Origin of the sequence: Swaminathania salitolerans (assembly GCF_007988945.1) — a bacterium.
GTDB classification, from domain to species: Bacteria; Pseudomonadota; Alphaproteobacteria; order Acetobacterales; family Acetobacteraceae; genus Swaminathania; species Swaminathania salitolerans.
The window spans coordinates 1-25,651 of the sequence record NZ_BJVC01000004.1 but is presented as its reverse complement, the minus strand read 5'-3'; the positions used below and the strand labels follow the sequence as shown (position 1 = coordinate 25,651).

The 25,651-nt window shown below is 63.1% G+C and carries 23 protein-coding genes and 4 tRNA genes; 18 read left to right on the top strand and 9 right to left on the bottom strand.

Annotated features, from left to right (window positions below):
- Positions 1-166 precede the first annotated feature (166 nt).
- Positions 167-241: transfer RNA gene (locus SSA02_RS08910), tRNA-Gly, on the top strand.
- A gap of 211 nt (positions 242-452) precedes the next feature.
- A complete protein-coding gene (locus tag SSA02_RS08905) occupies positions 453-1,880 on the top strand; it encodes an APC family permease (RefSeq protein ID WP_186807745.1) in 1,428 nt (475 codons plus the stop codon).
- 90 nt (positions 1,881-1,970) lie between these two features.
- On the opposite strand, the gene SSA02_RS08900 is transcribed toward SSA02_RS08905, so the two are convergent.
- Entirely contained in the window at positions 1,971-2,567 is a 597-nt protein-coding gene (locus SSA02_RS08900; protein WP_147093924.1) for a CatB-related O-acetyltransferase, read from the bottom strand.
- 507 nt (positions 2,568-3,074) lie between these two features.
- Between SSA02_RS08900 and SSA02_RS08895 the strand changes: the two genes are divergently transcribed.
- Together SSA02_RS08895 and SSA02_RS08890 are read left to right on the top strand one after the other, a co-directional pair.
- Complete coding sequence (locus SSA02_RS08895; protein ID WP_147093729.1) at positions 3,075-3,467, top strand: antitoxin Xre-like helix-turn-helix domain-containing protein; 393 nt, start codon at positions 3,075-3,077, stop codon at positions 3,465-3,467.
- Complete coding sequence (locus tag SSA02_RS08890) at positions 3,464-4,156, top strand: RES family NAD+ phosphorylase (RefSeq protein WP_147093728.1); 693 nt, start codon at positions 3,464-3,466, stop codon at positions 4,154-4,156. The genes SSA02_RS08895 and SSA02_RS08890 overlap by 4 nt, the downstream gene beginning before the upstream one ends.
- Positions 4,157-4,312: 156 nt before the next feature.
- Here the strand turns inward: SSA02_RS08890 and SSA02_RS08885 are convergent.
- Positions 4,313-4,387, bottom strand: a tRNA-Thr gene (locus tag SSA02_RS08885).
- Positions 4,388-4,479: 92 nt separating this feature from the next.
- Between SSA02_RS08885 and SSA02_RS08880 the strand changes: the two genes are divergently transcribed.
- Genes SSA02_RS08880 through SSA02_RS08870 form a run of 3 tightly spaced genes read left to right on the top strand, consistent with a single transcriptional unit; the run spans position 4,480 to position 8,277 of the window.
- Positions 4,480-5,955, top strand: a complete 1,476-nt coding sequence (locus SSA02_RS08880; protein ID WP_147093727.1) for a paraquat-inducible protein A — start codon at positions 4,480-4,482, stop codon at positions 5,953-5,955.
- Positions 5,952-7,637, top strand: coding sequence for a PqiB family protein (locus tag SSA02_RS08875; protein ID WP_246103783.1), 1,686 nt, complete (start codon positions 5,952-5,954; stop codon positions 7,635-7,637). The genes SSA02_RS08880 and SSA02_RS08875 overlap by 4 nt, the downstream gene beginning before the upstream one ends.
- 7 nt (positions 7,638-7,644) lie before the next feature.
- On the top strand, positions 7,645-8,277 hold the full coding sequence (locus tag SSA02_RS08870) for a PqiC family protein (protein ID WP_246103827.1): 633 nt from the start codon (positions 7,645-7,647) through the stop codon (positions 8,275-8,277).
- Between the two features lie 195 nt (positions 8,278-8,472).
- On the opposite strand, the gene nusG is transcribed toward SSA02_RS08870, so the two are convergent.
- The 3 genes from nusG to SSA02_RS08855 all read right to left on the bottom strand — a co-directional run bounded on the left by nusG (position 8,473) and on the right by SSA02_RS08855 (position 9,475).
- Positions 8,473-9,003 (bottom strand): transcription termination/antitermination protein NusG, encoded by a 531-nt coding sequence (nusG, locus tag SSA02_RS08865; protein WP_147093725.1) that lies wholly within the window; start codon positions 9,001-9,003, stop codon positions 8,473-8,475.
- 11 nt (positions 9,004-9,014) lie between these two features.
- Complete coding sequence (gene secE, locus SSA02_RS12755; RefSeq protein WP_186807744.1) at positions 9,015-9,311, bottom strand: preprotein translocase subunit SecE; 297 nt, start codon at positions 9,309-9,311, stop codon at positions 9,015-9,017.
- A gap of 87 nt (positions 9,312-9,398) precedes the next feature.
- Positions 9,399-9,475, bottom strand: a tRNA-Trp gene (locus SSA02_RS08855).
- A gap of 183 nt (positions 9,476-9,658) precedes the next feature.
- Between SSA02_RS08855 and SSA02_RS08850 the strand changes: the two genes are divergently transcribed.
- A tRNA-Gly gene (locus tag SSA02_RS08850) sits at positions 9,659-9,732 on the top strand.
- A gap of 207 nt (positions 9,733-9,939) precedes the next feature.
- Here the strand turns inward: SSA02_RS08850 and SSA02_RS08845 are convergent.
- Complete coding sequence (locus tag SSA02_RS08845) at positions 9,940-10,476, bottom strand: cupin domain-containing protein (protein WP_147093724.1); 537 nt, start codon at positions 10,474-10,476, stop codon at positions 9,940-9,942.
- A 443-nt stretch (positions 10,477-10,919) separates the two neighbouring features.
- Between SSA02_RS08845 and atpH the strand changes: the two genes are divergently transcribed.
- From atpH to atpC, 5 genes are read left to right on the top strand one after another with little or no spacing between them, the layout of a single operon-like run.
- Positions 10,920-11,507 (top strand): ATP synthase F1 subunit delta, encoded by a 588-nt coding sequence (atpH, locus tag SSA02_RS08840; RefSeq protein WP_186807743.1) that lies wholly within the window; start codon positions 10,920-10,922, stop codon positions 11,505-11,507.
- A complete protein-coding gene (atpA, locus tag SSA02_RS08835; protein ID WP_147093723.1) occupies positions 11,507-13,042 on the top strand; it encodes a F0F1 ATP synthase subunit alpha in 1,536 nt (511 codons plus the stop codon). The genes atpH and atpA overlap by 1 nt, the downstream gene beginning before the upstream one ends.
- A 9-nt stretch (positions 13,043-13,051) precedes the next feature.
- Complete coding sequence (locus SSA02_RS08830) at positions 13,052-13,927, top strand: F0F1 ATP synthase subunit gamma (protein WP_147093722.1); 876 nt, start codon at positions 13,052-13,054, stop codon at positions 13,925-13,927.
- Positions 13,928-13,953: 26 nt separating this feature from the next.
- On the top strand, positions 13,954-15,408 hold the full coding sequence (gene atpD, locus SSA02_RS08825) for a F0F1 ATP synthase subunit beta (protein WP_147093721.1): 1,455 nt from the start codon (positions 13,954-13,956) through the stop codon (positions 15,406-15,408).
- 4 nt (positions 15,409-15,412) lie between these two features.
- A complete protein-coding gene (gene atpC, locus SSA02_RS08820; RefSeq protein WP_147093720.1) occupies positions 15,413-15,832 on the top strand; it encodes an ATP synthase F1 subunit epsilon in 420 nt (139 codons plus the stop codon).
- Between the two features lie 132 nt (positions 15,833-15,964).
- On the opposite strand, the gene queF is transcribed toward atpC, so the two are convergent.
- Positions 15,965-16,435 carry a preQ(1) synthase gene (gene queF, locus SSA02_RS08815; RefSeq protein WP_147093719.1) on the bottom strand — a complete coding sequence of 157 codons (471 nt, stop codon included), beginning with the start codon at positions 16,433-16,435 and terminating at the stop codon, positions 15,965-15,967.
- Positions 16,436-16,464: 29 nt separating this feature from the next.
- Between queF and rnd the strand changes: the two genes are divergently transcribed.
- Positions 16,465-17,655: a ribonuclease D gene (gene rnd / locus SSA02_RS08810; protein WP_147093718.1), complete on the top strand. Its 1,191-nt coding sequence runs from the start codon at positions 16,465-16,467 to the stop codon at positions 17,653-17,655.
- 163 nt (positions 17,656-17,818) lie between these two features.
- Positions 17,819-18,532: a GcrA family cell cycle regulator gene (locus SSA02_RS08805; RefSeq protein ID WP_147093717.1), complete on the top strand. Its 714-nt coding sequence runs from the start codon at positions 17,819-17,821 to the stop codon at positions 18,530-18,532.
- Positions 18,533-18,659: 127 nt separating this feature from the next.
- On the opposite strand, the gene SSA02_RS08800 is transcribed toward SSA02_RS08805, so the two are convergent.
- The gene (locus SSA02_RS08800; protein WP_246103781.1) at positions 18,660-19,298 is read right to left on the bottom strand and encodes a bactofilin family protein; all 639 of its coding nucleotides are present in this window, start codon (positions 19,296-19,298) and stop codon (positions 18,660-18,662) included.
- 365 nt (positions 19,299-19,663) lie between these two features.
- Between SSA02_RS08800 and SSA02_RS08795 the strand changes: the two genes are divergently transcribed.
- The 3 genes from SSA02_RS08795 (at position 19,664) to SSA02_RS08785 (ending at position 23,338) form a co-directional block, all read left to right on the top strand.
- A complete protein-coding gene (locus SSA02_RS08795; RefSeq protein WP_147093716.1) occupies positions 19,664-20,641 on the top strand; it encodes an adenosine kinase in 978 nt (325 codons plus the stop codon).
- A 322-nt stretch (positions 20,642-20,963) separates the two neighbouring features.
- On the top strand, positions 20,964-22,787 hold the full coding sequence (gene typA / locus SSA02_RS08790) for a translational GTPase TypA (RefSeq protein ID WP_147093715.1): 1,824 nt from the start codon (positions 20,964-20,966) through the stop codon (positions 22,785-22,787).
- Between the two features lie 245 nt (positions 22,788-23,032).
- Entirely contained in the window at positions 23,033-23,338 is a 306-nt protein-coding gene (locus SSA02_RS08785; protein ID WP_147093714.1) for a hypothetical protein, read from the top strand.
- A 277-nt stretch (positions 23,339-23,615) separates the two neighbouring features.
- Here SSA02_RS08785 and SSA02_RS08780 read toward each other — a convergent pair.
- Positions 23,616-25,651 (bottom strand): Hint domain-containing protein (locus SSA02_RS08780; RefSeq protein WP_246103780.1); only part of this gene is annotated, 2,036 nt, incomplete at its 5' end.

Genomic DNA, 25,651 nt, shown 5'->3' with positions numbered 1-25,651 from the left:
TGACGAAGCGCTGCCGTCTTCGATCATGCCCACAAGATCGTTCCGAAGCGGTGCGCGCGCAAGCCCGCGCATCCGGGCGGCAAGGAATATGAAAAGAAATGGATTTTTTTCAAAAAACCCCCTTGCACCGCAGCGCCTCAGGCAGTATTCACCCGTCCAACGGAACGCGGGCGTAGCTCAGGGGTAGAGCACAACCTTGCCAAGGTTGGGGTCGTGGGTTCGAATCCCATCGCCCGCTCCAGACACACAGGATGTCTGGAGCGGCGTTTTCCGAAAATCATCCGAAAAAACAAAAGACGATAGTGTGGCAGGCAATGCACACGCGGTCTCTTGCCCCGACGGCGAGGTCGTCGTTGCCGAGTCGCATCAGATCCTTACCTTGTCTCTCCGTCTGGAGGGCGAGAGGCTCTTGCGGCACGCGTCGGTCGTTTTTCAGAGAGGTGCGCTTTACGATGGCGAATGGTGAGTCCCGCGACCTGCACCGTCAGCTCGGCCCGGTCAGCCTGCTGCTCATGGGGATCGGAAGCGTCGTCGGCGCGGGTATCTATGTTCTGCCCGGAATCGCTGCGGCACATTTCGCAGGACCGGCTGTCTCTCTCTCCTTCGTTCTTGCTGCGATCAGCTGCGGCTTCACCGGGCTGTGCTACGCCGAACTCGCTTCCGCCCTGCCCGATGCGATGGGAGGCGCTTACGGTTATGCGCGTGCCATTCTCGGGATCGGGGCCGGGTGGTGGGTCGCCTGGATGCTCGTTCTGGAATATTCCCTGGCCGGGTCGGCCGTATCGGTCGGGTTGACCGGGTATCTCTCCGGCTTTCTTGCGTCATGCGGCCTCGTATTGCCCGCGCGTCTCATCAACGCGACGATCCAGTGGCAGGGTGGCGCATTCCATCTCGTTCCCCAGGTCAATCTCGTCGCGTTTCTGCTCGTTGTCTCTCTCGGGATCGTACTGACGCGGGGGATCCGTCAGGCCAGCTGGACCAATGGCTGTCTCGTCCTGCTGAAGCTTGCCGTTCTTCTCGTTTTCGTTCTCGTCGGCTGCGGCCATGTCGATCCGACACTCTGGCATCCGTTTCTACCGCCTTCCGAGGGTGGGTTTTCCTTCGGCTGGCTTGGTCTGCTCCGTGCAGTCGCTGTGGTGTCCTTTGCCTATCTTGGCTTCGATTCCATCTCCATCGCCGCATCCGAGGCACGCAATCCCGGGCGGGATGTCCCGCTCGGCCTCATCGGCGCCCTGGCCACCAGCGCCGTTCTCTATGTCGCCGTGTCTCTGGTCATGACGGGCCTCGTGCCGTTCCGTCAGCTCGGCGTGGCAAGCCCGGTCGCTCTCGCGGTGCAGGCGCTCGGAATGCCCTTTCTCGGTCTCGTACTGCAATTCGGCTCTGTCATCGGGCTGACCTCGGTGCTGTTCGTCAGCCTCTACGGGCAATCGCGTCTTTGCCATATTCTCGCACGGGACCGGTTGATCGCCGCACGATTCGCGCAGGTCGATCCCGGAAGCGGCGCGCCGGTCCCGGCCATCGTGACGATCGCTGCGCTGACGGCTCTGACAGCCGCGTTCCTGCCCATAACGCTGCTGGCCGATCTGGTGAGTATCGGGACGATGATCGGCTTTCTGTTCATAGCGGTGGCTGTCATGCGACTGCGTCGTGAGACGACACGCCCGCCATCGCGTTTCCGTGTTCCCTTCCCGGGGATCGTTCTCGGCCAATACTGGATCGGACTGGTTCCCGTGCTCTCGATTCTGGCCTGTCTCGTGAATCTCGGCACGGTTCTGACCGATCTGGTCACCCAGTGTCTCGGGGGAGACTGGATCCCCCTGTCGTTTCTCGCGCTCTACTGCCTCGCGGGGGGCGTGCTGTGGCGTCGCCTGCCGCGCTGAGCCGAGTTCGGGTGAGCGCTGCCCGGAGGTAAGCCCGGATGACGCCGGACCGGTCGGCACGGGGCCGATACGGGGGAGAGGAAAGCCCGGTCAGGTGCCGGGAGGAGCCTCCTCGTAGCGGGACAGGAATGCCTCGACGTCGCCGCTCAGCAAATCGGGAAGGCGCGATTCGAGAAGCGCTTCGGGCCAGTTCCACCAGGCCAGGGCAAGAAGCCGCGCTATGACGGGTTCCGGAAAACGATAGCGTATGATCCGGGCCGGATTGCCCCCCATGACGGCATAAGGCGGCACCGGACGCGTGACGACCGCTGCCGCGCCGATGATGGCTCCGTCACCGATCGTGACGCCGGGCATGATCGTCGCGCCTGCGCCGATCCAGACATCGTTTCCGATGACCAGTGCGCCCCGGCTCGCATGGTCGGGCGCGCCCGAGGCGGCCGAAGGCCAGAACCGGGAGAGGGTGCGGAAAGGATAGGTCGTGATGAGATCGGTGGCGTGATTGCCGAGAATGAGCGTGACCTCGGGGCCGATCGAGCAGTAATCGCCGATTTCCAGCCCGGCCTCTCCCGATTCCAGAACGCGTGGCGTCCCGTAGCTATGCGCACCGATCCGCCATCCGTATTCGTCGATCTGGTAGGAGAGTGCGTAGCGGGTGAGCAGGGTGAAAGCATTCGTACCGAAGGTCACGGGCGTCTCTTCCTGTTTCGTGCGTCCCGTCTCGTTCGTCATGAGACGTGCCTCGTCGGCACAGAGGGCGATCGCAGGCAGCTCGAGGCGGGCACAGGGACTGGCCGTTCCTTTCCCGACGGATCCGGCAGGCAGGGTCATACCTCGCATATCCCGAAGCGGGGGCGCAACCGCAGCGTCTGCGATGCCGCCCCCGGATCCCGGAGCATGGCCGAACGTGCCAGAAACGGCGTTTCATGCTAGAAGATATATCAGAGTGATGCGTCCTCGTTTTTTTCCCTGATATCGGTTTTCCCGGTGCTCATGATTGGCGCTGTCCCTGGCGCTGTCTCCGGCACTGCGCGCGGTCGTTCCGACCGGCGGCGGTTCCGATATCCGCTGACGACGCGATACAGACTTTGCATCCCGAACCCTGCACAACGACAACGTTTCGGCATTTCGGATCATATGGACTTGTCAACCGGTCCATATGATCCGAAGTATAGGCCGATGACACAAGGAGCTCTCATGCAGACGGCCCTGTCCCTTCCCGCCCCTGCCGGGGACCTGACCAGCGTTGCCCTCAAGGCGGTCAATCGCATCATGACCGAGTGGGCTATGCCCGTTTCGAAGGCGGCGCAGTTATGCGACATGTCCGAGAGTACGTGGAAGCGTGCACGCAAACCCGGTTTCACAGGCGAGCTCACGCGCGACCAGATGCTCAGGCTGAGCGCGCTCATCGGCATCTATAAATCGCTGAGGCTGTATTTCGATGACGAGCTGGCCTTGTCCTGGATCAGGCTTCCGAACGGAGGGCCGCTATTCGGTGGCAGCGCCCCGGTCGATTCGCTCATCGAATACGGTCTGCCGCATTTCCTGAGCGTGCGCGGTCATCTCGATGCCCTGAGGGGCGGCGTATGAAGACGACCGCGATCTGCGAGCGCGGTCTGATCCGTCTGATACCGGCCACCTGTCACAAGCCGCCGATCCTCCGGGGGCTGGTCGATACGGATGCGGAGGCAGATCTTCTGACAGAAATCGAGGCCATGACCAGCGGCAGGCTGATTGCCGAGGCAGGACGCAACCGGCATCTGGATCGCCGGGAGCTTGCGTGGCAGCGTCGGGCCAACGACCTGCGCGTGTATGGAGTCAGTCATATCAACGCGGCATTCACATACACGCGGGCAGGCGGAAGCCGGTTCAATGCGGAGGATCGCGGCGCCTGGTATTGCGCCTGGACCCTTCCGACCGCCATCGAGGAGGTCGCTTTCCACAAGACCAGGGAGCTCGCCCATATCAATGTCTTCAGGGACAAAACCCGTTATGTCGAGCTTCTGGCCGATTTCATCGGTGAGTTTCCCGATATCACCGATGAGCGCGATACGCCCTGCCTCTCCCCGGACGCAAGGACGGGGTATCCTGCCGGTCAGAAGCTTGCCCTGGACCTGCAACGGGAGGGCGCGCGGGGACTGATTTATCCTTCGGTCCGCCATTCCGGCGGCCAGTGCCTCGTGGCGTTCGATCCTTCGGCAATCCAGAATGTACGACCGGGCGCAAAATGGGAGCTCGAGTGGAACGGCAGTCGCGACTTCACCGTGAACGGATTGTGAGAGGGGGCGCTTTCCGGCAATCCCGCGTAGGAAACGGACCCGTTCTGCCGTTCCTCCGCCAGCCGTTCCTCCGCCATGAGTACATCGCGGACGGAGAACGCCGATATTCCAGCGGCGTCGTCTTTTCCGGCAAGTGACCGCTTCGGGTGGGGAGAATGGTGCCGACACTCGGAATTGAACCGAGGACCTACTGATTACGAATCAGTTGCTCTACCCCTGAGCTATGTCGGCGTCCTTGGCGCGGTGCTATAGCCGAGACTGGCCGAGACTGCAACAGGTCAAACACCTATCTCTTCCCCGATTCTCCGGCTACACTGGTCTCCATGTCTGATCGCTTCCACAAGCGTCTGTGGCGCAATGCCGTCACGATGGCCTCGCCTGCGCCATCGACCCCGACGCTCCAGATCGTCGAGGGGTTGAGGGAATGTCCCTGTTGCGGTCTCTTCCAGACGGTGCCCCGGCTCAAGCCCGGGCATGTGGCGTATTGCACGCGATGCGATGCGCAGCTGGCGCGTCGGCGACGTACGGCGCCCATTGCAGCACCGGCCGCGTTCTGCATCGCTTCTGCGGCATTGTATCTCGCCTTGCTTCTGACCCAGCTCCTGACGATCAACGTGCACGGGCGCGTCAATACCGTCACCATCCTGACCGGGCCGATCGAACTCGCGCGGGAAGGCTTCGGCGAGATCGGGCTGATCGTCGGACTGACGACACTCGTCATGCCGGGCGTGGTGATAGCGCTGATGGGAGCGATCCTGTTCGGTGCCAGCAAACGGCACATGCCCGACTGGACGCCCCGTCTGATGTCCTGGTACGAGCGTCTGCGCGAATGGTCCATGATCGAGGTCTATATTCTCGGCGTTTTCGTCGCCTATACCAAGCTGATCGATCTCGCGATCGTCGATCTCCAGGCGGGCGTGTTTCTCATCGCGGCACTCATGATCACCATGGCGGCAACCGATTCGACGCTGGATGTCGAACGCGTCTGGCATAACCGGGATATCCGCGAGGAGATGGAGGACGGCCAGGGACGCAAACTGCCGGTCGAGCATGTGACGGCGACGGACGAGACCATGCCGTCCGTGACGCATATGCTGTCCTGTCATGCCTGCGGCCTCGTGATGGCGTTCGATCACGTCGTTCCGCGTGAGGCGGATATGGGAGATTGCCCGCGCTGCCATCAGATTCTCCGGCGCCGGAAGACGAAGAGCCTGACCAATGCGGCGGCTCTGCTGGTGGCCGGCATCATCTGCTATATTCCGGCCAATCTCCTGCCGGTCATGACCTATACGAAGATGGGTCAGCCGGACACCAGCACCATCATCCATGGCGTGATCGAGCTCTGGCAGTCAGGGCTCGTGCCTCTGGCCCTTCTCGTGCTGTTCGCATCGATCACGGTTCCTGTGCTCAAGATCATCTCCCTTGCCGTCATGGTGCTCGGCACCTGGTTCGGGCAGAAGCGCGGCCTGCGTCCCCTGACGAAGCTTTACCGGATCATCGATATCATCGGACGCTGGTCGATGATCGATGTGTTCATGATCTCGATTCTCGTGGCCATCGTACATTTTAATTTTCTCGCCAATGTCCTGGCCGATCCGGGTGTCGTATTCTTCACCATCGTGGTGATCGTGACGATCTTTGCGGTGCATTGCTTCGATCCGAGAAGCATGTGGGATGCTGCCGGCCAGAACGGACCGGTGGACGCCCCTCTCGAGGCGCAGGATAATTCCGAAGCGGGAGGCATCTCCCGGCCCTCTCATCCTTTTCCTCCTCACGATATGGAGCCTGAGCGCGCGTGAGCGACCAAAACGATCAATCCCGGAGTTCCTCGCCTGCGCCGAAGAAGGCCGGGATCAGGAAGACCCGTTTCTCGATCATCTGGCTGATCCCGATTCTCGCCATCGTCATCGCGGGATGGCTGGCCTGGCGCAGCCTTGCCAATCGTGGGCCGGATATCACGATCACCTTCGATACCGCTTCGGGTCTGACTGCAGGACAGACCCAGGTCAAGAACAAGGCGGTCACGCTGGGTACGGTGCAGGATATCAGCCTCACGCCCGATATGCGGCGCGTGATCGTCCATGTCCGCATGAATGCCGATACCGAGGATATCCTGACCGAGCATACCCGCTTCTGGGTCGTGCGTCCGAGGATCAACGGTGCCAGCATCACCGGTCTCGAAACCCTGCTATCGGGCGCCTATATCGCGATCGATCCCGGCGAGAAGGGCGGGCGCTACGAGAGCAACTTCACCGGGCTCGAGACCGCTCCCGGCGTCCGCTCGGATCAGCCGGGTTCGACGTTCATGCTGGTGACGCCGACGCTCGGCTCGATCGGCGAGGGCGCGCCGGTCTTCTTCCGCGACATGTCGGTGGGCGAGGTTCTGGGCTACACCATGCCACCCGGGGGCGAAGGCCCGATCATGGTGCAGGTCTTCGTCAAATCCCCCTACGATCACTATCTGCGGACCGATACGCGATTCTGGAACGTCTCCGGCGTGCAGGTCGGGCTCGGCGCCGGCGGACTCAAGGTCCAGCTCACCTCGCTGCAGGCGCTGCTATCGGGAGGCGTCGCCTTCGGTCTGCCCGCCCGTCGCCTGAAAATCGACGCCCCGCAGGCACCGGCAAATTCCGTTTTCAGGCTCTATGCGAGCAAGGCCGATGCCGATAACGCGCGCTATCATCAGCGCGTCAAGGCGGCGACCTATCTCGACAGCTCGGTCAAGGGGCTCACATCGGGCGCCACGGTCAGCATGTTCGGCATCCAGGTCGGAACCGTGACGGATGTCTCTCTCAAGGTGAACGAGAAGGAGGGTTCGGCCAGGGTTCGCGTCGAGATGGAACTCGAGCCGGAACGCGTGATGAATTCCGACGAGGTGTCGCGCGAGTCGCAGCACGCCTTGCTCACCGCCTTCGTGCAGCGGGGGATGCGCGCCTCGGTCGAGAGCGCGAGTTTCCTGACCGGGGAATCGATGATCGGTCTCCAGTTCGTCAAACATGCGAAACCCGCGACGCTGACCTATGAAGGGGATGTCGCGATCCTGCCCAGCCAGCCGGGCGGTCTCGACGGGATCATGGCCTCGGCGGCCACGACCATGGACAAGGTCGCCGCCATGCCGCTGACCCAGATCGGCGAGCATCTCAACGGGCTCCTCGCCCATGCCGACCAGCGCCTGTCCAGCCCGGAGGTAAAGCAGTCGATTGTCGCCCTGCGCGATTCGCTGCGCCATATTTCCGCGCTGACCAGAAACGCCGATCAGGGCATGAAGCCCTTCCTCAAGAAGCTTCCCGCCATGAGCGATGCGCTGGAGGGAACGCTGAGGAACGCGCAGACCGTGCTTGCGAGCTATGGCGGCGATACCGATTTCCATCGGGATCTCCAGGCCATGATCACGCAGCTGGGTCAGGCCGCGCGCTCTATCCGCTTCCTCACCGATTATCTCAACCATCACCCTTCGGCACTGATTACGGGACGCCACTGACGTGAAGATGTTTCTCCCTGCCGGCCTGAACCGGCCCCGTCGCTACGCAGCGCTTCTCGGTCTTTCCGTTCTCGTGGCGGCAGGGCTGGGAGGGTGCGGCAGCGATCCGACGCTGTATGCCATCCAGCCCGTATCCGGCCAGGTTCAGCCGGGCGGTCCTGTCGTGGTGGAGGTGCGTACGCCTGTCGTGACCGCAAGTCTCGACCGGGACGAGATCGTCCGGCAGGACAAGGATTACAAGCTCGGGATCGCACACGGGACCGCGTGGAGCGAACCGATCGGCGATATGATCGGCCGGGTTCTCACGCAGGATCTCGCGCAACGTCTGCCGGGCACGACGGTCTTCGCCCAGAACGATGCCGTTTCGACAAAGCCGCGCGCTTATGTCGAGCTGACGGTCACTGCCTTCAATGCCGACCAGAACGGCAATGCCGCGCTCGTCGGATCGCTCTCGGTTCATGGAGACAAATCCGGTATAGGACCGAATCTCGCTTATCCGGTTCAGCTCCGGACGCATCTGCCCGATGCCAGGACCAACACGCTCGTGGCGGCTCTCAGCCGTCTTACCGGCCAGCTGGCCGATCAGGCCGCGGCGAAACTGCGGGCCTTGCCCGTTCTGCCCTGCTGCTCCCGGCCCTGATGCTTCCGGATCCCCTTCCGACCATTGGAGGGGGCTCATCGGGGGCTCCGTTTCTTCCAGGGGCGTTCTTCCTCTTCCTTGCCAGATCCGGATGGCCCCGATCCGGCAGACAGGCACAAAAAAACCCGCCTTTCGAAGGCGGGTTTTTTATTTGGAGATGCGACCGGGCCCGACACAGGCCCCTGAACGGATCGCTCAGAGTTTCTCGACCTGGGTGTAGTCGAGCTCGACCGGTGTCGAGCGACCGAAGATCGAAACGCTGACCTTGAGGCGGGTACGCTCTTCGTCCACTTCCTCAATCACGCCGTTGAACGAGGTGAACGGACCGTCGGCCACGCGGATCTGCTCGCCGACCTCGAAGGTGAGCGCGGAACGCGGACGCTCGACGCCCTCTTCCGCCTGCTTGAGCATACGCTCGGCCTCGGCCTCGGTGATGGGGGAGGGACGATTGCGCGTCCCGAGGAATCCCGTGACCTTCGGTGTGTCCTTGACCAGATGCCAGGCATCGTCGGTGAGTTCCATCTTGACCAGAACATAACCGGGAAAGAACTTGCGCTCCGCATTCACCTTGCGGCCACGACGCACTTCGGTGACATCCTCGGACGGTACCAGAACTTCCTCGAACTGATCCGTCAGGCCCTTCTGGGCTGCCTGTTCCTTGATATGGGTCGCGATCTTCTTCTCGAATCCGGAATAGACATGTACGACGTACCAACGCTTAGCCATGGTTGTTCGTCCTAGCCTCCAACGCCAAAAAGTTCGCGAACGCCAAGCCCGATGACCTGGTCGACGACGAAAAAGAAAACAGAGGTGAGGGCGGCCATGGCAAGCACGGCGCCCGTGGTGACCAGCGTGTTGCGACGCGTCGGCCAGGTAACCCTGGTCGCTTCGGTCCGGACATCCTTGAGATACTGGACCAGATTGAAGCGTGGGCCGGATTTGGAGGACGGCTTGGGCGTCTCTTTCGATGCGCCACCCTTGGAGGGCGAAGACTGCTGCGACCCGTGTTTTGGGGGTGTGACCGACACCGTCATCCTCATCTATGCTGTGAAAAGCCGCGCGTGGCGGAGGACCGCGCCCGACTCCGCTCGCTGGCGCAAAGGCCAGCGGCTGCGGCGTGGTGGCAGGGGCGGAGGGTCTCGAACTCTCAACCTCCGGTTTTGGAGACCGGCGCTCTAGCCAATTGAGCTACACCCCTGAAGTCATCATCTCCATTCCAGCCATCCGGACCTTGGACCGGGGCGACTGGCTCGTGACGAGACCACTTGCGGCGTAATGCGTCCCTATCGAGATGAAGTCAAGAGCTCATTTCATTCCGATTTGCCGAAACTGCATCTTGCCTCGGAATGCGATCGGCGCTAGGGAAAGCCATCGACAGAGCGCGGGCGTAGCATAGTGGTAATGCAGTAGCCTTCCAAGCTTCTGAGGAGGGTTCGATTCCCTTCGCCCGCTCCAGTCGATCTTCCCCCGAAAATTTCCGATATTGCATCCTGCGCGCAACGCGCTCCCCGTGACGGTCGGCGTCATGACGCCCGGCTCCATCACGCCCGGCTCCGACACGATCGGCTTCGCGCGCCCCGGACACGTGGCGTCCTGCACCGGCGGGCGGGGCGCCGCCGGAAGGGCGCCATTCGTGCCGAATCCACCGTCGGTATCCTGGCTCTAGCGGGTCAGGCAGGGTTTGTTGCGCGCATGTGCCGAAGCGAATTGCGTGATCATGAGCGCCACGGGACCGTCTCCGACATTGCCCGAAAGATGACCGACATGACCCTTGCTGTCGGCAATCGCCTTCACATCCTCGCTCAGCAATGCGTCTCCGGGATTCAGCTCGACGCGCGTTCCATCCATCGTCTCGACGTACCAGATCCCCATGAGCGGGATGATCCACTGCACGTTCTCCGGGGCATGCCATCCTCCCTCCCAATGGGCCGGCTGGACGCTGGTCACCATGCGCGCCATGCCCTTCTGGGCGTGGTTGGTCCAGAGCGGGTCCGTATGCGGGGAGAGACGCGAGAGCGAGAAATTGCTCAGCTTGCATTTCGTCAGATGCGTGACACCGTGCGTGTCGGTCCAGCTGTCCCAGTAGGAGACGCTCGGCGGCTGGGGCTGATCGGTTTCCGCGCGGGCCTGGTGAAGCGGAGTCGCGCTTGCGAGACCGGTCAGGGCAAGGAGAAGAAAGGCGCGTGAACGGAAGGTCATGCGTCGAACCTGCTTTCTGTTTCGATGGTTTTTCTCAGGAGCGGGCTTCTTCTGCCAAAAAAGCCTCGCGAAAAGCAAATCCCCGGGTTTCTGTACCGGTTTCTGACCTGGTTTCTGTTCCGGTCTTTGGCCCGGCAGCGGCCGGATTGCTGTCATCGGACGGGAGTCGCAAGGGCGCTTCCATCCGTCCGGCCCGACATGTCCGCCCGTGGCGACGGTCGTGATCGCGGATCGCAGGATTTGCGGCGCGCTCCTGGCAGTGTCAGTTGCGCTCGATAAGCCCTGCGTGCTAGACGCGCCGCGAGGCCTGATCCGTTATTGCGGAATCGGGACGAACAGTCTCGTTACCTGAGTCATGACCGGTTGTCCCGTGACGGGCGCCATGCCCGACAGGCGTGGGTGGTCATCAGGAAGTTTGTGTAATTGGGGTGGGAACGCCGGACGTGACAGTGGTCGAAACAGCCGAAGCGCCGCAGGTCAGCTCGAATGCGGCAGGCGGTGTAGCGCATCGTTATGCTCTGGCCCTCTATGAATATGCGGGGGACCGGTCGGCGCTCCCCGAGGTGCTGGATCAGGTGCGCGCCCTGCGCAAGCTTCTGGCCGAGAGCGCCGAGCTCCGCCGTTTTCTGGGCGATCAGAGCCTCGAATCGCGTCAGGCCGGAAAGGCGTTCGATGCCGTTCTCCGTGCCCAGGGCTTCGGCGAGAGCATCCAGCGTTTCGTCGGCGTGATCGCACAGAACCGTCGTCTGTCCCGTCTCGACGAAATCCTCGGTGCCGTTCTGGCCCTCGACGCGAAGCGTCGTGGCGAGACCGTGGCCGAAGTGCGCAGCGCGCAGCCGCTGAGCGTTGCCCAGCGCAGCGCCCTGCAGGCCCGTCTGGCCGAAGCGGGCTATGCCCGTGTCGCCATGGTCGAGCACGTTGACCCCGCGCTGATCGGCGGCCTCGTCGTGCAGATCGGCGCGAAGCTATTTGATACCTCCATTCGCGGGCGTCTGGCCCGCATCCAGAATGCCATGAAGGGAGCCGCGTGATGGATATCCGTCCCGCAGAGATTTCGGACATCCTCAAGCAGCAGATCGCGTCCTTCAATGACGAAGCGCAGGTCTCGGAGACGGGCAGCGTCCTGTCGATCGGCGACGGCATCGCGCGCGTCTACGGTCTGAGCAATGCCATGGCGGGCGAAATGGTCTCCTTCGAGGCCACCGGCGATCGCGGCATGGTGCTCAATCTCGAGCAGGACAGCGTCGGCATCGTCGTGTTCGGTGACGGCGACGGCATCCGCGAGGGCGACACCGTCACTCGCACGGGGGCCGTGGTCGAGGTGCCTGTCGGCAAGGGGCTTCTCGGGCGCGTGGTTGATGCGCTCGGCAACCCGATCGACGGCAAGGGGCCGCTGACCGATGTCGTGATGAAGCGCGCCGAGGTGAAGGCGCCGGGCATCATGCCGCGTCAGTCCGTCTGCGAGCCGATGCAGACCGGCATCAAGGCGATCGACGCCCTCGTGCCCATCGGGCGCGGCCAGCGCGAACTGGTGATCGGCGATCGCCAGACCGGCAAGACCGCGATCCTGATCGACACCATCGTCGCACAGAAGCCCGTCAACGCCACGGGTGACGAGAAGCAGAAGCTCTATTGCATCTATGTCGCCGTCGGCCAGAAGCGCTCCACGGTGGCCAATCTCGTTCGCACGCTGACGGAAGAAGGCTCGATGGACTATTCCATCGTCGTCGCCGCCACCGCGTCCGATCCGGCTCCGATGCAGTACCTCGCACCGTATTCGGCCTGCTCGATGGGCGAGTTCTTCCGCGATAACGGCATGCACGCCCTGATCTGCTACGACGATCTGTCCAAGCAGGCCGTGGCCTATCGCCAGATGTCGCTGCTGCTGCGTCGTCCGCCGGGCCGCGAGGCGTTCCCGGGTGACGTGTTCTATCTGCACTCGCGTCTGCTCGAGCGCGCTGCCAAGATGTCCGACGAATTCGGTGGCGGTTCTCTCACGGCCCTTCCGGTCATCGAGACCCAGGCTGGCGATGTCGCGGCCTATATCCCGACCAACGTGATCTCGATCACCGACGGCCAGATCTTCCTCGAGACCGATCTGTTCTACAAGGGCATCCGTCCGGCCGTGAATGTCGGCGGTTCGGTGTCGCGCGTCGGGTCTGCCGCCCAGATCAAGGCGATGAAGCAGGTTGCTGGCAAGATCAAGCTGGACCTTGCCCAGTATCGCGAAATGGCGGCGTTCTCGCAGTTCGCTTCCGATCTCGATCCCGCCACGCGCAAGCAGCTCGAGCGTGGTGCCCGCCTGACGGAACTGCTGAAGCAGCCCCAGACCTCGCCGCTGCCGGTCGAGGAGCAGGTCGTGATTCTCTTTGCCGGAACGCGCGGTTTCGTGGATGTGGTCAAGGTCGATCAGGTCGTCCGCTACGAGGCGGCCCTGCTGGCCGAGATGCGCAGCTCGGGCAAGCCCATTCTCGATGCCATCCGCAACGATCGTCAGATCAAGCCGGAAACGGAAGCCAAGCTGACCGAGCTGCTCACGACGTTCAACAAGCGCTTCGAAGCCTAAGGACGGATCATGCCCTCGCTGAAGGAACTGCGCGCCCGGATCGCGGGCGTGAAATCGCAGCGCAAGATCACGAGCGCGATGAAAATGGTTGCCGCATCCAAGCTGCGCCGTTTTCAGAAACACGCCGAGGCCTCGCGTCCCTATGCCGATGCGATGCGCCGGATGCTGTCCGAGCTCGCGGCCGCCACGGCGGGGCAGGGCGAGTTGCCGCGTCTCATGCAGGGCGGTTCCGGCTCGACCCATCTCGTCGTGCTGCTCACGAGCGATTTCGGCCTTGCGGGCGGCTTCAATGCCAATCTCGTGCGCAGCGTGCGCCAGATCGTGTCCCGGCTCGAGGCTGACGGCGAGATCGTTCAGGTTCTGCCCGTCGGGCGCAAGGGAGGCGATGCCATGGCGCGTCTCTTCCCGACGAAGCTGGTCGAGCGTCTGCCCGGAACGGCAGGGCGGGAGGTCCATTTCCAGACGGCGGCCGATCTGGGCGCGCGCGTGACGCAGATGCTGGAAGCCGGTGAGATCGATCGCGTGACGCTGGTCTATAACCGCTTCGTCAATGCGATGACCCAGACGCCGACAGAGGCGCCGCTGGTACCGCTTCCCGTGCCGGAAAACGACAACCAGACCGAAAATACCGCTCAATACGAGTTTGAGCCAGACGAAGGGGAGCTGCTCGCTCGCCTTCTGCCGCGTAACATCCAGGTCCAGTTCTACGCAGCGCTTCTCGAGAGTGCGGCCGGTGAGCAGGGGGCGCGCATGACCGCCATGGACAACGCGACACGGAATGCAGGCAAGGCGATCGACGATCTGTCGCAGCGCTACAACCGCAGCCGCCAGAGCAATATCACCAAAGAACTTATCGAGATCATCTCCGGCGCTGAAGCCGTCTGAGACCTTTACGCAGGAGCCGAAATACGATGTCCGAAACTCTGTCGTCTGCCAGCAGCAACGTCGTGGGTCGCGTGACGCAGGTCCGCGGTCCCGTGGTCGATGTCCAGTTCGAAGGCACGCTGCCGCATATTCTCAATGCGCTGCATGTCCGGATCGGCGACCAGACCCTGGTGCTCGAAGTGGCCCAGGAAATCGGTGAGCGCGAAGTGCGCTGCATCGCCATGGACAGCACGGACGGTCTCGTCCGTGGTGCCGAGGTCAAGGATACGGGCGCGCAGATCACCGTGCCGGTCGGTCCGGCAACGCTCGGTCGAATCCTCAACGTCATCGGCGAGCCGGTTGACGAGCGCGGTCCGGTTGTGTCCGACAAGCATTACCCGATCCATCGCAAGGCGCCGTCTTTCGAGGATCAGGCAGCGGCTTCCGAGATTCTCGTGACCGGTATCAAGGTCGTCGATCTGCTTTGCCCGTATCTCAAGGGCGGCAAGATCGGCCTCTTCGGCGGCGCTGGCGTCGGCAAGACCGTCATCATCCAGGAACTGATCAACAATATCGCCAAGGCCCATGGCGGCGTGTCCGTCTTTGCCGGTGTCGGTGAGCGTACACGTGAAGGCAACGACCTGTATTTCGAAATGCAGGATGCCGGCGTGATCAAGATCGGTGAAGACGGCTCGACGGCCGGTTCCAAGGTGGCGCTGGTCTATGGCCAGATGAACGAGCCGCCGGGCGCCCGCGCCCGTGTTGCCCTGTCTGCCCTGTCTCTCGCAGAGTATTTCCGCGATGAGGAAGGTCAGGACGTGCTGTTCTTCGTGGACAACATCTTCCGCTTCACCCAGGCCGGTTCGGAAGTCTCGGCCCTGCTGGGTCGTATTCCTTCCGCCGTGGGTTACCAGCCGACGCTGGCGACCGAGATGGGTGCCCTGCAGGAACGCATCACCTCCACCAAGAAGGGGTCGATCACCTCGGTCCAGGCCGTTTACGTGCCTGCCGACGATCTGACCGATCCGGCGCCTGCCGCGACCTTCGCCCATCTCGACGCCACGACCGTGCTGAATCGCTCGATCGCGGAAATGGGCATCTACCCGGCGGTCGATCCGCTCGACTCCACCTCGCGTTCGCTCGATCCCAAGATCGTCGGCGAGGAGCATTATCAGGTGGCCCGCGACGTGCAGCGTATCCTTCAGACCTATAAGGGTCTGCAGGATATCATCGCGATCCTCGGCATGGACGAGCTCTCGGAAGAGGACAAGCAGGTCGTGGCGCGCGCGCGTCGCATCCAGCGCTTCCTGTCGCAGCCCTTCCATGTGGCCGAGGTCTTCACGGGGTCTCCGGGCAAGCTGGTGGCTCTGGACGACACGGTTCGCAGCTTCAAGGCGATCGTGGCGGGCGAATATGACCATCTGCCGGAGAGCGCTTTCTATATGGTCGGCCCGATCGAGGAAGCGGTTGCCAAGGGCGAAAAGATGAAGGAGTCGGCGTAACATCATGCCGGTCCAGGTCGAAATCATCAGCCCGGAGAAGCTGCTCTTCCGCAAGGAAGTCGAGATGGCAGTGCTCCCGGGCGAGGACGGCGATATCGCGGCAATGCCCGATCACGCGCCGATCATGCTCCTGCTGCGCGGCGGTGTCGTCTCCCTGTATGAAAACGGCCAGGTCACCGAGCGCTTTTTCGTTTCCGGGGGATTTGCGGACATCACGTCGCAGCGTTGTACCATTCTGGCCGATGAAGCCCTCCCGGTGACCGAGATCGTTCTCAGCGAGGCGCAGGAACGGCTCGAGAGGCTCGAGACGCAGTTCACCAATGTGGCTGCCGACGACATCTCCCATCAGGACAGCCTGTCCCGCCGCATCCAGTCCGCCCGTGCGGAGATCGAGGCGGCCGAGATCAGTCACCCGACGCATTGACGCGTCCGGGCGGGGCAGGGACCGACAGGGACAGCCCCGCAGGATCGATCTTATCAGGCCGCCCGGGTCATCCTGGCCCACCGACCCGAAAGACCCGGCTCCGCAAGGAGGCCGGGTTTTTTCTGGCCTGTCTCAGCCGCGACCGCGATAACCGGGAACGTCCTGTGCCGGAATCCAGACGCCTTCCGGCGCATTTCCCGTCTGCCAGAACACATCGATCGGAATGCCGCCGCGCGGATACCAGTAGGCGCCGATCCGCAGCCATTTCGGGTTCAGGACCTCGACGAGCCGCGTCGCGATGCTGACGGAGCAATCCTCGTGAAATGCTCCGTGATTGCGGAAGCTCGTGAGATAGAGCTTGAGCGACTTGCTCTCGACGATCCATTCGTCAGGAATGTAGTCGATGACGATATGGGCGAAATCGGGCTGGCCGGTCACCGGACAGAGCGAGGTGAATTCGGGCGCCGTGAAGCGCACGACATAGTCGCGGCCCCGATGCGGGCTCGGAACCTTCTCGAGCGTCGCGGTTTCGGGATTGTCCGGCTGCACGGTATGACGGCCGAGCTGACTCAGCCCGGCGAGATCGTTCTCTGATGTGGTCATGAGGGTCCGCCCTGATGTATGGAAGGAAAATGCAACTGACCAAAGCCGGTTTCCCAGCCCCAGCCATCGTGTCTTCTACCGAGGATTTGGCGCAACTCTGCGCGCGACTCAAGCAGGAGTCGTTCGTTACGATCGACACCGAATTCGTGCGCGAGCATACATACTGGCCGGAACTGTGCCTCGTTCAGCTCGGCGGCGCTCAGGATGTCGCGGTCATCGACACGCTGGCGCCCGGACTCGATCTTGCGCCTCTGGCCGATCTGCTGGCGACGGAAAGCTGCACGAAGGTCTTTCACGCAGCGCGGCAGGATCTGGAGATCTTCCTCCATCTCTTCGATGTCCTGCCGCGTTCGATCTTCGATACGCAGGTCGCTGCCATGGTGGGCGGATATGGCGATCAGGTGGGATACGACACGCTGGTCGGCGCCATTACGGGCGCGACGATCGACAAGACCCACCGCTTCAGCGACTGGTCTGCCCGCCCGCTCTCGAAGGCCCAGATCGCCTATGCCGCCGCCGACGTCACGCATCTGCGCGATGTCTATCTCGCCCTGAGGCAGGAGCTCGAAAAGCAGAACCGCCTGCACTGGGCCGATGCCGAACTGGCGATCCTGAACGATCCGGCCACTTTCCGTCCCGATCCCCGCCGCCAGTGGGAGCGACTGAAGGCCCGCACCAACAACCGTCGTATGCTGGGTATATTGCGCGAGATCGCGGCCTGGCGCGAGCTGGAGGCGCAAGCCCTCGACATCCCCCGCCAGCGCCTGATCCGCGACGAGAGCCTGCTCGAAATCGCGGCCGTGCGTCCGCAGGATGCCGAAGCGCTCGCTCGGGTCCGGGGTGTTTCCCGCGGCTTTGCCGAAGGCAAGGCTGCGCCCGGTCTTCTCGCCGCGGTCCAGACCGGTCTCGCGCTGGACGAGAAAGAGCTTCCGCGCCCCCCGCGCAAACCCGAGGGCGCCAAGCCGTCAGCGGCTCTGGTCGCCTTGCTCAAGGTGGTGCTTGCCGCCGCCTGCGAAGCCAACCGCGTGGCACCCAAGCTCGTCGCGACCGGAGAGGATCTCGATGCCCTCGCACTGGGAGAAACCGACGGTGCGGTACTCCAGGGATGGCGGCGCGCGGTCTTCGGCGAGGATGCGCTTGCCCTGCTCCGCGGAGAGATCCATCTGGCCGTCGATGGGCGATCGGTGCGTTTGATCCGCAGTGACCGGCGCGATGACTGAGATTTTCTTCATAAAGCGGTAATTCTTGCGGGTTCAGATTGACTTGGACAAGAGCTGTGTGTTTATCGGCCAGTCTCAGTAAAGAAAAATCCGCGAGACGGATTGCGCAACGCGTCGAGAGACCCAGTTTTTACGATACGGGACTGAGTGAGGAGCACGGGCGATGGAATGGACTGACGAAATAATTACCCGTCTTCAGACGCTTTGGCAGGAAGGACTGTCCACGGCCGAAATCGGTCGTCAGCTCTCGATCACCAAGAACGCCGTCGTCGGCAAGGCCCATCGTCTCGGTCTTCCGCCCCGTCCTTCGCCGATCCGGGCAATGGCAAAGAGCCGCAAGGACGCAGGGGCTGCGTCGCCTTCTCAGGATGCCGTCGCCTCCGAAGACGCTTCCGGCGCGCCCCAGGCCCGGACGGAGCTGCCCGAAACCGTCATGACGGCGCCGGTCCGGGAGAGCGCGCCGGTCATGGCCCCTGCCGAGCCGATGGTGGCCGCCGAGACGGCTCCGGCGTCCGGGCACGCCGCTTCTGCCGAGCCGTCAGGACGTTCGCCCTCCGCCGCAGGCACAGCCGCGGCTCAGGATCAGCCCGCACCGGCCTCTTCCTCCGCGCCGACCGCCCCCAAAGCCGCACAGACCCGCAAACCAGCAGAGACCAAGACCATGGCGCCAGATCTCATGCTCCGTCCTCTTCTCCGTCCGCTCACGACAGAGACCTCACCGAGGCGCGGTCCCTCCTGCTGCTGGCCGAACGGGGATCCGGGCACGCCGGGTTTTCATTTCTGCGGTGCGAGGCCCGTGCCGGGCAAGCCGTATTGCGCCGAGCATTGTGCGATCGCCTATGTGAAGTTGCGCGATCGGCGCGAAAGCAACGGCTGAAAAGGCGATCCCGTTCCGGCGCCTCCAGCGGGGGCCGGGACCGGCAGGATCGTTCCGATCGAAAGATGAAAAAAAACCCGGTCCTGTTCGAGGCCGGGTTTTTTTTCGTGCTTCGTGTGAGGCCGGATCAGGCGGTGGCTGTCTTTTCCTCGGCGGGTTCCGAAGCGCCGGAATGCGGGGCAGCGAGGCCCGGCTCGACCGGCTTGGCGCGTTCCGGCATGTCGCCCGTGATCATTTCGAGATGACCCGTGATCTGACCGCCATCCTCGACCTGAAGGCGGCGGGTGCGCGTCTTGCCGATCAGGCGCCCGGTGGCGCGAACGGTCAGATTGCCGCGAACGGTCAGCGTACCGTCGATCGTGCCTGCCAGATCGGCGTCCTCGACCTCGATTTCACCACGGAAGACGCCACCCTGGGTTACCGAGAGCTCGGTGGCCTGGAGGAGGGTCGCTTCGACCGTTCCTTCCACGACGAGCCGTTCGGCGTCCTGGATCGAGCCCTGGACGGAAATGCCGCGTCCGACGACCAGTGTCCGGCGTTCCGTTGCATCGCGCCGCGCGGCGGATGCGGGGGCCGAGGCCGCCGGGCGGGCTGGCGTGGCCGGTGTGGCAGGAGAGGGAGGGGCAGGGAACGGCGTACGACCCATCGCGGCGGAGTCCTTGGCGAGAGAGGGGGAAGAGGCGTCCGTCGACTGGTTCGGACGTTCGGGAAAGATCGAGGAGCCGCCCGGGCCTGAGGCGGAGGGTTTCTGACCGGCACCGGCCATCGATCCGGCGGATGAGGCCGGAGGGGCTGTCTCTTCTGGTTTGCGTCTTTTGAACAAGTTAACCCCGCTGCGCGTTCTTTGAGTGTTGGCGGTTCGGGTGCCGCTGGCGGCTTGGATTACGGAGTGAAATCATCGTGAAAACAATTTTCACCCCAACCCGGCTTACACGTTAAGGGACGGGACCGACAAGCCGGTTTCCTGCGGTTTCCCGCGGTTTTTTGACCCTGGCTGCGTCTTGTGTCATGGCCTGTTCCGATCGGCACCGGACCCGTCATTCACGTACCCGGAACATTCCGGCGCGATCGTGTTGATTTCATGGCGTGCATGTCCGTTCCACGTCGAAATTTCCCTCTTCCGGAGACCTCATGACAGCCCCAACTCTCGACCTTCTCTGCATCGGAAATGCCATCGTCGATATCCTTGCGCCGGTCTCGCACGAGACCCTGGCGGCACTCGGCTCGCCTGCCGGCAGCATGACGCTCATCGACGCCGCGCAGGCCGCCGATATCGAGGCGCGGATCGTGCCGGAAGAGGTGATGGGAGGCGGTTCCGCCGCCAATACGGCGGTGGTCGCCGCCCGTCTCGGAGCCCGGGTGGGCTATCTGGGCAAGGTAGCGGCAGACGAGGCCGGTCTCGGCTATGCAGCGGATCTCTCCGCCCAGGGGCTGGCCTATCCGTCCGTGCCGGTCGAGAATGCCGATCGTCCCACGGCCCGCTGTATCATTCTCGTGACGCCGGACGGCCAGCGCACCATGCATACCTATCTCGGGATCTGCACGGAATTCGGCCCCGAGGATGTCGATCGCGATGCCGTCTCCAGCGCTGCGGTGACGTATATGGAGGGCTATCTCTTCGACAAGGAGCGCGCCCAGGAGGCCTTCGTTCTCGCTGCCAGAACCGCCCATGCTGCCGGGCGTCGCGTTGCCCTGACCCTGTCCGACACATTCTGCGTGGCGCGTCACCGCGCTGCCTTCCGTGCGCTCGTGGCCGGTCATATCGATATCCTTTTTGCGAACGAGGCAGAAATCTGCGCGCTGTACGAGACCGAGTCCTTCGATGTCGCCGCAGAAGCGGCGGGTCGGGATGCAGCGCTCGTCGTGCTCACCCGCAGCGAGAAAGGCGCCGTCGTGATCTCGGAAGGGAAAAGCCGCGCCGTGCCGACCGATTCCGTGGCGGTGGTGGACACGACAGGTGCCGGAGATGCGTTCGCGGCGGGCTTCCTTGCCGCCCTGGCAAACGCGCATACGCTCGAGGCCTGCGCCGCGCTCGGCAATCGCGCCGCTGCCGCGATCATCACCCATATGGGCGCCCGCCCGTCGGAAACATTCACTCTGCGCGTCTGAAGACGCACGGTCCGCAACGGGCTGACGCAGGCCTTGCGGGCCGGAATGCATGCGGTGTCCGGGTTCGATCCTGTCGGGTCGACCCGGTCGCGATCCCGATCCGCGCCGCTTCGGTCGCCTTTGCGTTTCCCTCCGCAAAAGGGGAATAATCGACCATCCGATCCATCCCCTGGCCGCTTCCCCGGCGTTGTAATCGAACCTTCGATTGCGTTGCGCCGCGAAATTGTGCAGAACACGGCCAATCCGTCAGTCCCGGCTTTGTATCGTTCCCAGGGAGCGATCCGGCAGGGCACGACCCTGCAAGCCCGATCAGGACCGCTTCATGGAAATCCGTAACATCGCCATTATCGCGCATGTCGATCATGGCAAGACCACCCTTGTCGACCAGCTTCTCAAGCAATCCGGCTCGTTCCGCGAAAACCAGCATGTCGCCGAGCGCGCCATGGACAGCAACGATCTCGAGCGTGAGCGCGGCATCACCATTCTTGCCAAATGCACCTCGGTCGTCTGGAACGAGACGCGCATCAACATCATCGATACCCCGGGCCATGCCGATTTCGGCGGCGAGGTCGAGCGTATCCTGAGCATGGTGGACGGTGCGATCATCCTGGTCGACTCGGCCGAGGGCGCTCTGCCGCAGACCAAGTTCGTGCTGGGCAAGGCACTGGCCCGCGGCCTGCGTCCGATCGTGGTCGTGAACAAGATCGATCGTGGCGATGCACGCCCCGACGAGGTTCATGAAGAGATCTTCGACCTGTTCGCAGCTTTGGGCGCCGACGAGCATCAGCTCGACTTCCCGATGCTCTACGCTTCGGGCCGTCAGGGCTGGGCCGATCTGGAAATGAACGGCCCCCGCAAGGATCTGTCGCCGCTGTTCGATCTGGTGCTGCGCCATGTGCCCACGCCGGGCCTCGACAAGGATGCGCCTTTCGGCATGGTTTCGACCATTCTCGAAAGCGACAACTTCCTTGGCCGCATCCTGACGGGACGTATCGAGCAGGGGCGCGCCCGCGTGAACATGCCGGTGCGCGTGCTGCGTCCCGATGGCACGATAGTCGAGACGGGTCGCCTGACCAAGCTGCTGTCGTTCCGCGGTCTGGACCGCGTGCCGGTGGATGAAGCCGAAGCCGGTGACATCGTGGCCGTGGCCGGTCTGTCCGACGCGACCATTCCCGACACCATCGCCGATCCGTCGCTCGATGCGCCTCTGCCCTCGACCCCGGTCGATCCGCCGACCCTGTCGATGACCTTCCGCATCAATGACGGCCCTCTGGGCGGTCGCGAAGGCAAGAAGGTAACGTCGCGCCAGATCCGTGACCGTCTGTTCAAGGAAACCGAAGGCAATGTCGCCATCAAGGTGACCGAGAGCGCCGAAAGCGAGGCTTTCGAGGTCGCCGGTCGTGGTGAACTCCAGCTCGGCGTCCTTATCGAGACGATGCGTCGCGAAGGGTTCGAGCTGACCATCGGGCGTCCGCGCGTTCTTTTCCGGAACAACGAAGAAACCGGCGAGCGGGAAGAGCCCTACGAAGAGGTTCTGGTCGATGTCGACGAGCCCTATTCGGGCGTGGTCGTCGAGAAGATGTCGATCCGCAAGGGCGTGATGCAGGACATGCGTCCGTCGGGCGGCGACAAGGTGCGCCTGACCTTCCTCATCCCGTCGCGCGGCCTGATCGGCTATCACGGTGAGTTCCTGACCGATACGCGCGGTACCGGCATCATGAACCGTCTGTTCGCGGGCTATAAGCCCTATGCAGGCACGATCGACGGCCGTCGCAACGGCTCGCTGATCTCGGCGGAAGACGGTGCGACCACGCAGTATGCCCTGTTCTCCTTGCAGGATCGCGGCACGCTCTTCGTCGAGGCAGGCGAGAAGATCTATACGGGCATGATCCTTGGCGAGCATTCGCGAGAGAACGACCTCGAAGTGAATGCCATCCGTGAAAAGAAGCTGACCAATATCCGCGCTGCCGGCAAGGACGACGCGCTTCTGCTGATCCCGCCGCGCAAGATGAGCCTCGAGCAGGCCATTGCCTATATCGAGGATGACGAGCTGGTGGAGGTCACGCCCTCAGCCGTGCGTATCCGCAAGCGTTATCTCGACCCGAACGAGCGCAAGCGTATGTCCAAGGTCAAGAGCGACAACTGATCCTGTCGATATCCGTGTTCAACGAAAAGGGCTGCCGGAGTGATCCGGCAGCCCTTTTCGTCAACATGTCGGCATTAGGGCAAAATGGCGCCTTTACTGTGTAATTACCGTCATTTCATCAAATTTTCCCTCGAGACGGCAAGAAAAAAGACTGATATCGTCAGGTCGGTCATTAGAACGCCCCTCCGGATTACGGTCGGGATGCAGGCTGTGACTTTCCGAATCTTTTTTCTGGAGCGCGTTCCATGCTCGTTTTCAATCGTCGGCTTCTCACCGGTGTCACCGCACTCGCCATGTCGCTGAGCGCCCCCGCTTTCGCCCAGACCGCACAGGATCCGGCGCCCGCGGCCGCTGCGCCGACGGCAGCCACGCCGGAAGCGACACCGCCTGCGCCCGCTTCCGAGGCTGCACCCGCCGCCCAGCCTGAGGAGAAGGCCATGTCCTCCAAGGGCAAGCACGGCCACAAGGGCAAGCACAAGCATAAGCACAAGCACAAGCATCACAAGAAGAGCGCAGAAGCCGCCGCCGAGAAGGATGCGTCCGGCAACTGATCGGTCCTGTCATCGACGAGGGAAAAGGGGGACGGAAACGTCCCCCTTTTTCTGTTTCCGCTGTCGGGCCCGGCTGCAATGTCACGGAATTTGCCGGAACTGTCCGACCCGATCCGATCCGGGCCGATCGGTCGTGCCTGACGGGATGGGGCGGGAAAGCGGAGGTGCGATGCACCCATCCGCCTGTCCGGGTGACGAACGCGGCGCCCTCCCGAGGGAGAACCTCCCCCTCGCCCGGAGGCGCCCGCTCCCGAGGCATTCGACTCCGGGCGCAGCTTCAGGAGACGTCCTTCCTCCGCATCTCCCGGGCCGGTTGAATGAGATACGGGCCCGCAGCCCTGATCTCGACCGCCAGAGCCGCGATGTCGCTGCACGAACGAGGTCCGAGCGGCAGCAAGGCGGAACCCGTGGTCCAGCGCATGGTTTGCGATTCGACACGTTCCCATCCGGCGAGGTCGGGATTCGTCAGATGTGCCGTCAGCCTGCGCGCGCTTGCGCCTTCGAACAGAGTGATCTCACCGATCAGGACGCCGAGGGTTCGCCGGTCGTCCACAAAGGGGCCGATGGCGTCGCTGGGGCAGCTCGCATTGGAGACGATGCGAACGCTTCCGAGATCCGACGGAATCAGGAAGATTGCCCGTCCGTTCGACTCGCGCGCCGGTCGGATGACGACGCCGCCCTCCGTCACGAGATGAAGATTGCTGTCATCCGTGAGCTCCGGCCTCTCTGCGACCGCCGCCAGACCGGCATCGCGAGCCCTGTTTTCCAGACGGCGAAAAAGCGGCTCGACCTCCGGACGGGAGACGGCGACCGGTGCGGCTGCATCCCTGTCCCATGTTTTCGCATGTCCGGGGAAGGCGACGATCTTTCTTTCCTGTCGGAAGGCGGAGCGATTTCCGGTATCGAGATAGCTTTCCGTCAGCATGCCATCTGCCATGATGACGGCATGATCTTCCGTTTCCACATGATAGTAGTCGTAAGCGGTGATCGACGTGTCGTAGAAGATCGACCGGCCATTCACGAGCATACGTACAGGGATGAATTTCCCCTCGAAGAAGAGGCAGTGCTCAGCCGTGATCAGCATGTCCTTGTAAGGGACGCCGTCTGAAATGGCATCTTTCAGGACGCGCACGGGATAGCCGGCGGCATTTTCGGGAAGATGCGGGCGGATCTGGCAGCGTGCCTTTCCGATCCAGGCGACAGGGCGGGTTGCGGGGCGATTCGTGCGCCAGTCATGGGTCGTGATGGTGTCACCGATCCGGAGCGTCTCGATCGGTACATCTCCTTCCTCTGTGCGAATCATGCTGCCCGCGAGAAAACACACCTCGGCAAAGGCGCCGCCCGAACCGTCGGAAACGAGAAGGAAGCCGGTGCTCCTGACGCCGGGGATCGTGAGGGTGACGGTCTTGCCATTACCCAGCGTGATGACGACCTGATCGTTGGAGGGATAGGTATAGATCGCCCCTGCGGGGGAGACGCCTGCCAGGGCGATCCGGTCCGAATTTCCGGGTCCGCTGCCGCTCCAGCCGATGATGGCCGTTCCCACCGTGCCGCCGTTTTCCATTCCCGAGATCGTCAGGCCGTTATTGCGATCGCCAACCAGATTGATTGCGCCGCCCGTGGTGCCCCAGATCGTGGCAGTGCCGCCATCCTGGAGCGTGACGACTCCGGTAAGGGAGGCACCGCTGGCTGCGGAGAACGTGGCTCCGCCGGACACGCTCGCCTCTGCGACACTGGCACCAGCCGAGACGATCAGTGAGTTGCCTGACTGCAGGACGGCGCTGGAAAGCCTTGCCCCTGAATTGACCACGATCCTGGCATCGCCTGCCAGCGGTCTTTCCTCGTTATCGACCGACCCGCTCTCCAGAACCAGCGTTCCTCCGCCACTGCCCCAGATTACGGAAGGCGGCGAATTGAAGGCGCTGATCGTTCCGCCATTGAGCGTCACGCCCGTCTCGTCTGCGCCTGCGGCAAAAATGGCCGTGCCGCCGGTATCGATCGTCGCGCCCGAGAGTGTTCCGCCCGAGTTCACGGAAAGGGCCCCGCCATTCGTGACATTGACGTCATGGAGAACGCCACCGGCACTGACCGTCAAGGTGCCTCCATCCCCGATATCGGCACGCGACAGGACACCACCGGAGAAGACATTGAAGCTGGCACCCGAGGTTGCGACCAGGGACGTCTGGTGCTGGTTGTCGTATATCGTGCCCGATCCGATATTCATGGTGCCACCGGGCAGGAGGGTGGTGTAAGCCCCCGAACCGCCTCCCATGAAAGTCAGGGAACCGCCGCGCGAGATCACGGTGCTGAAGG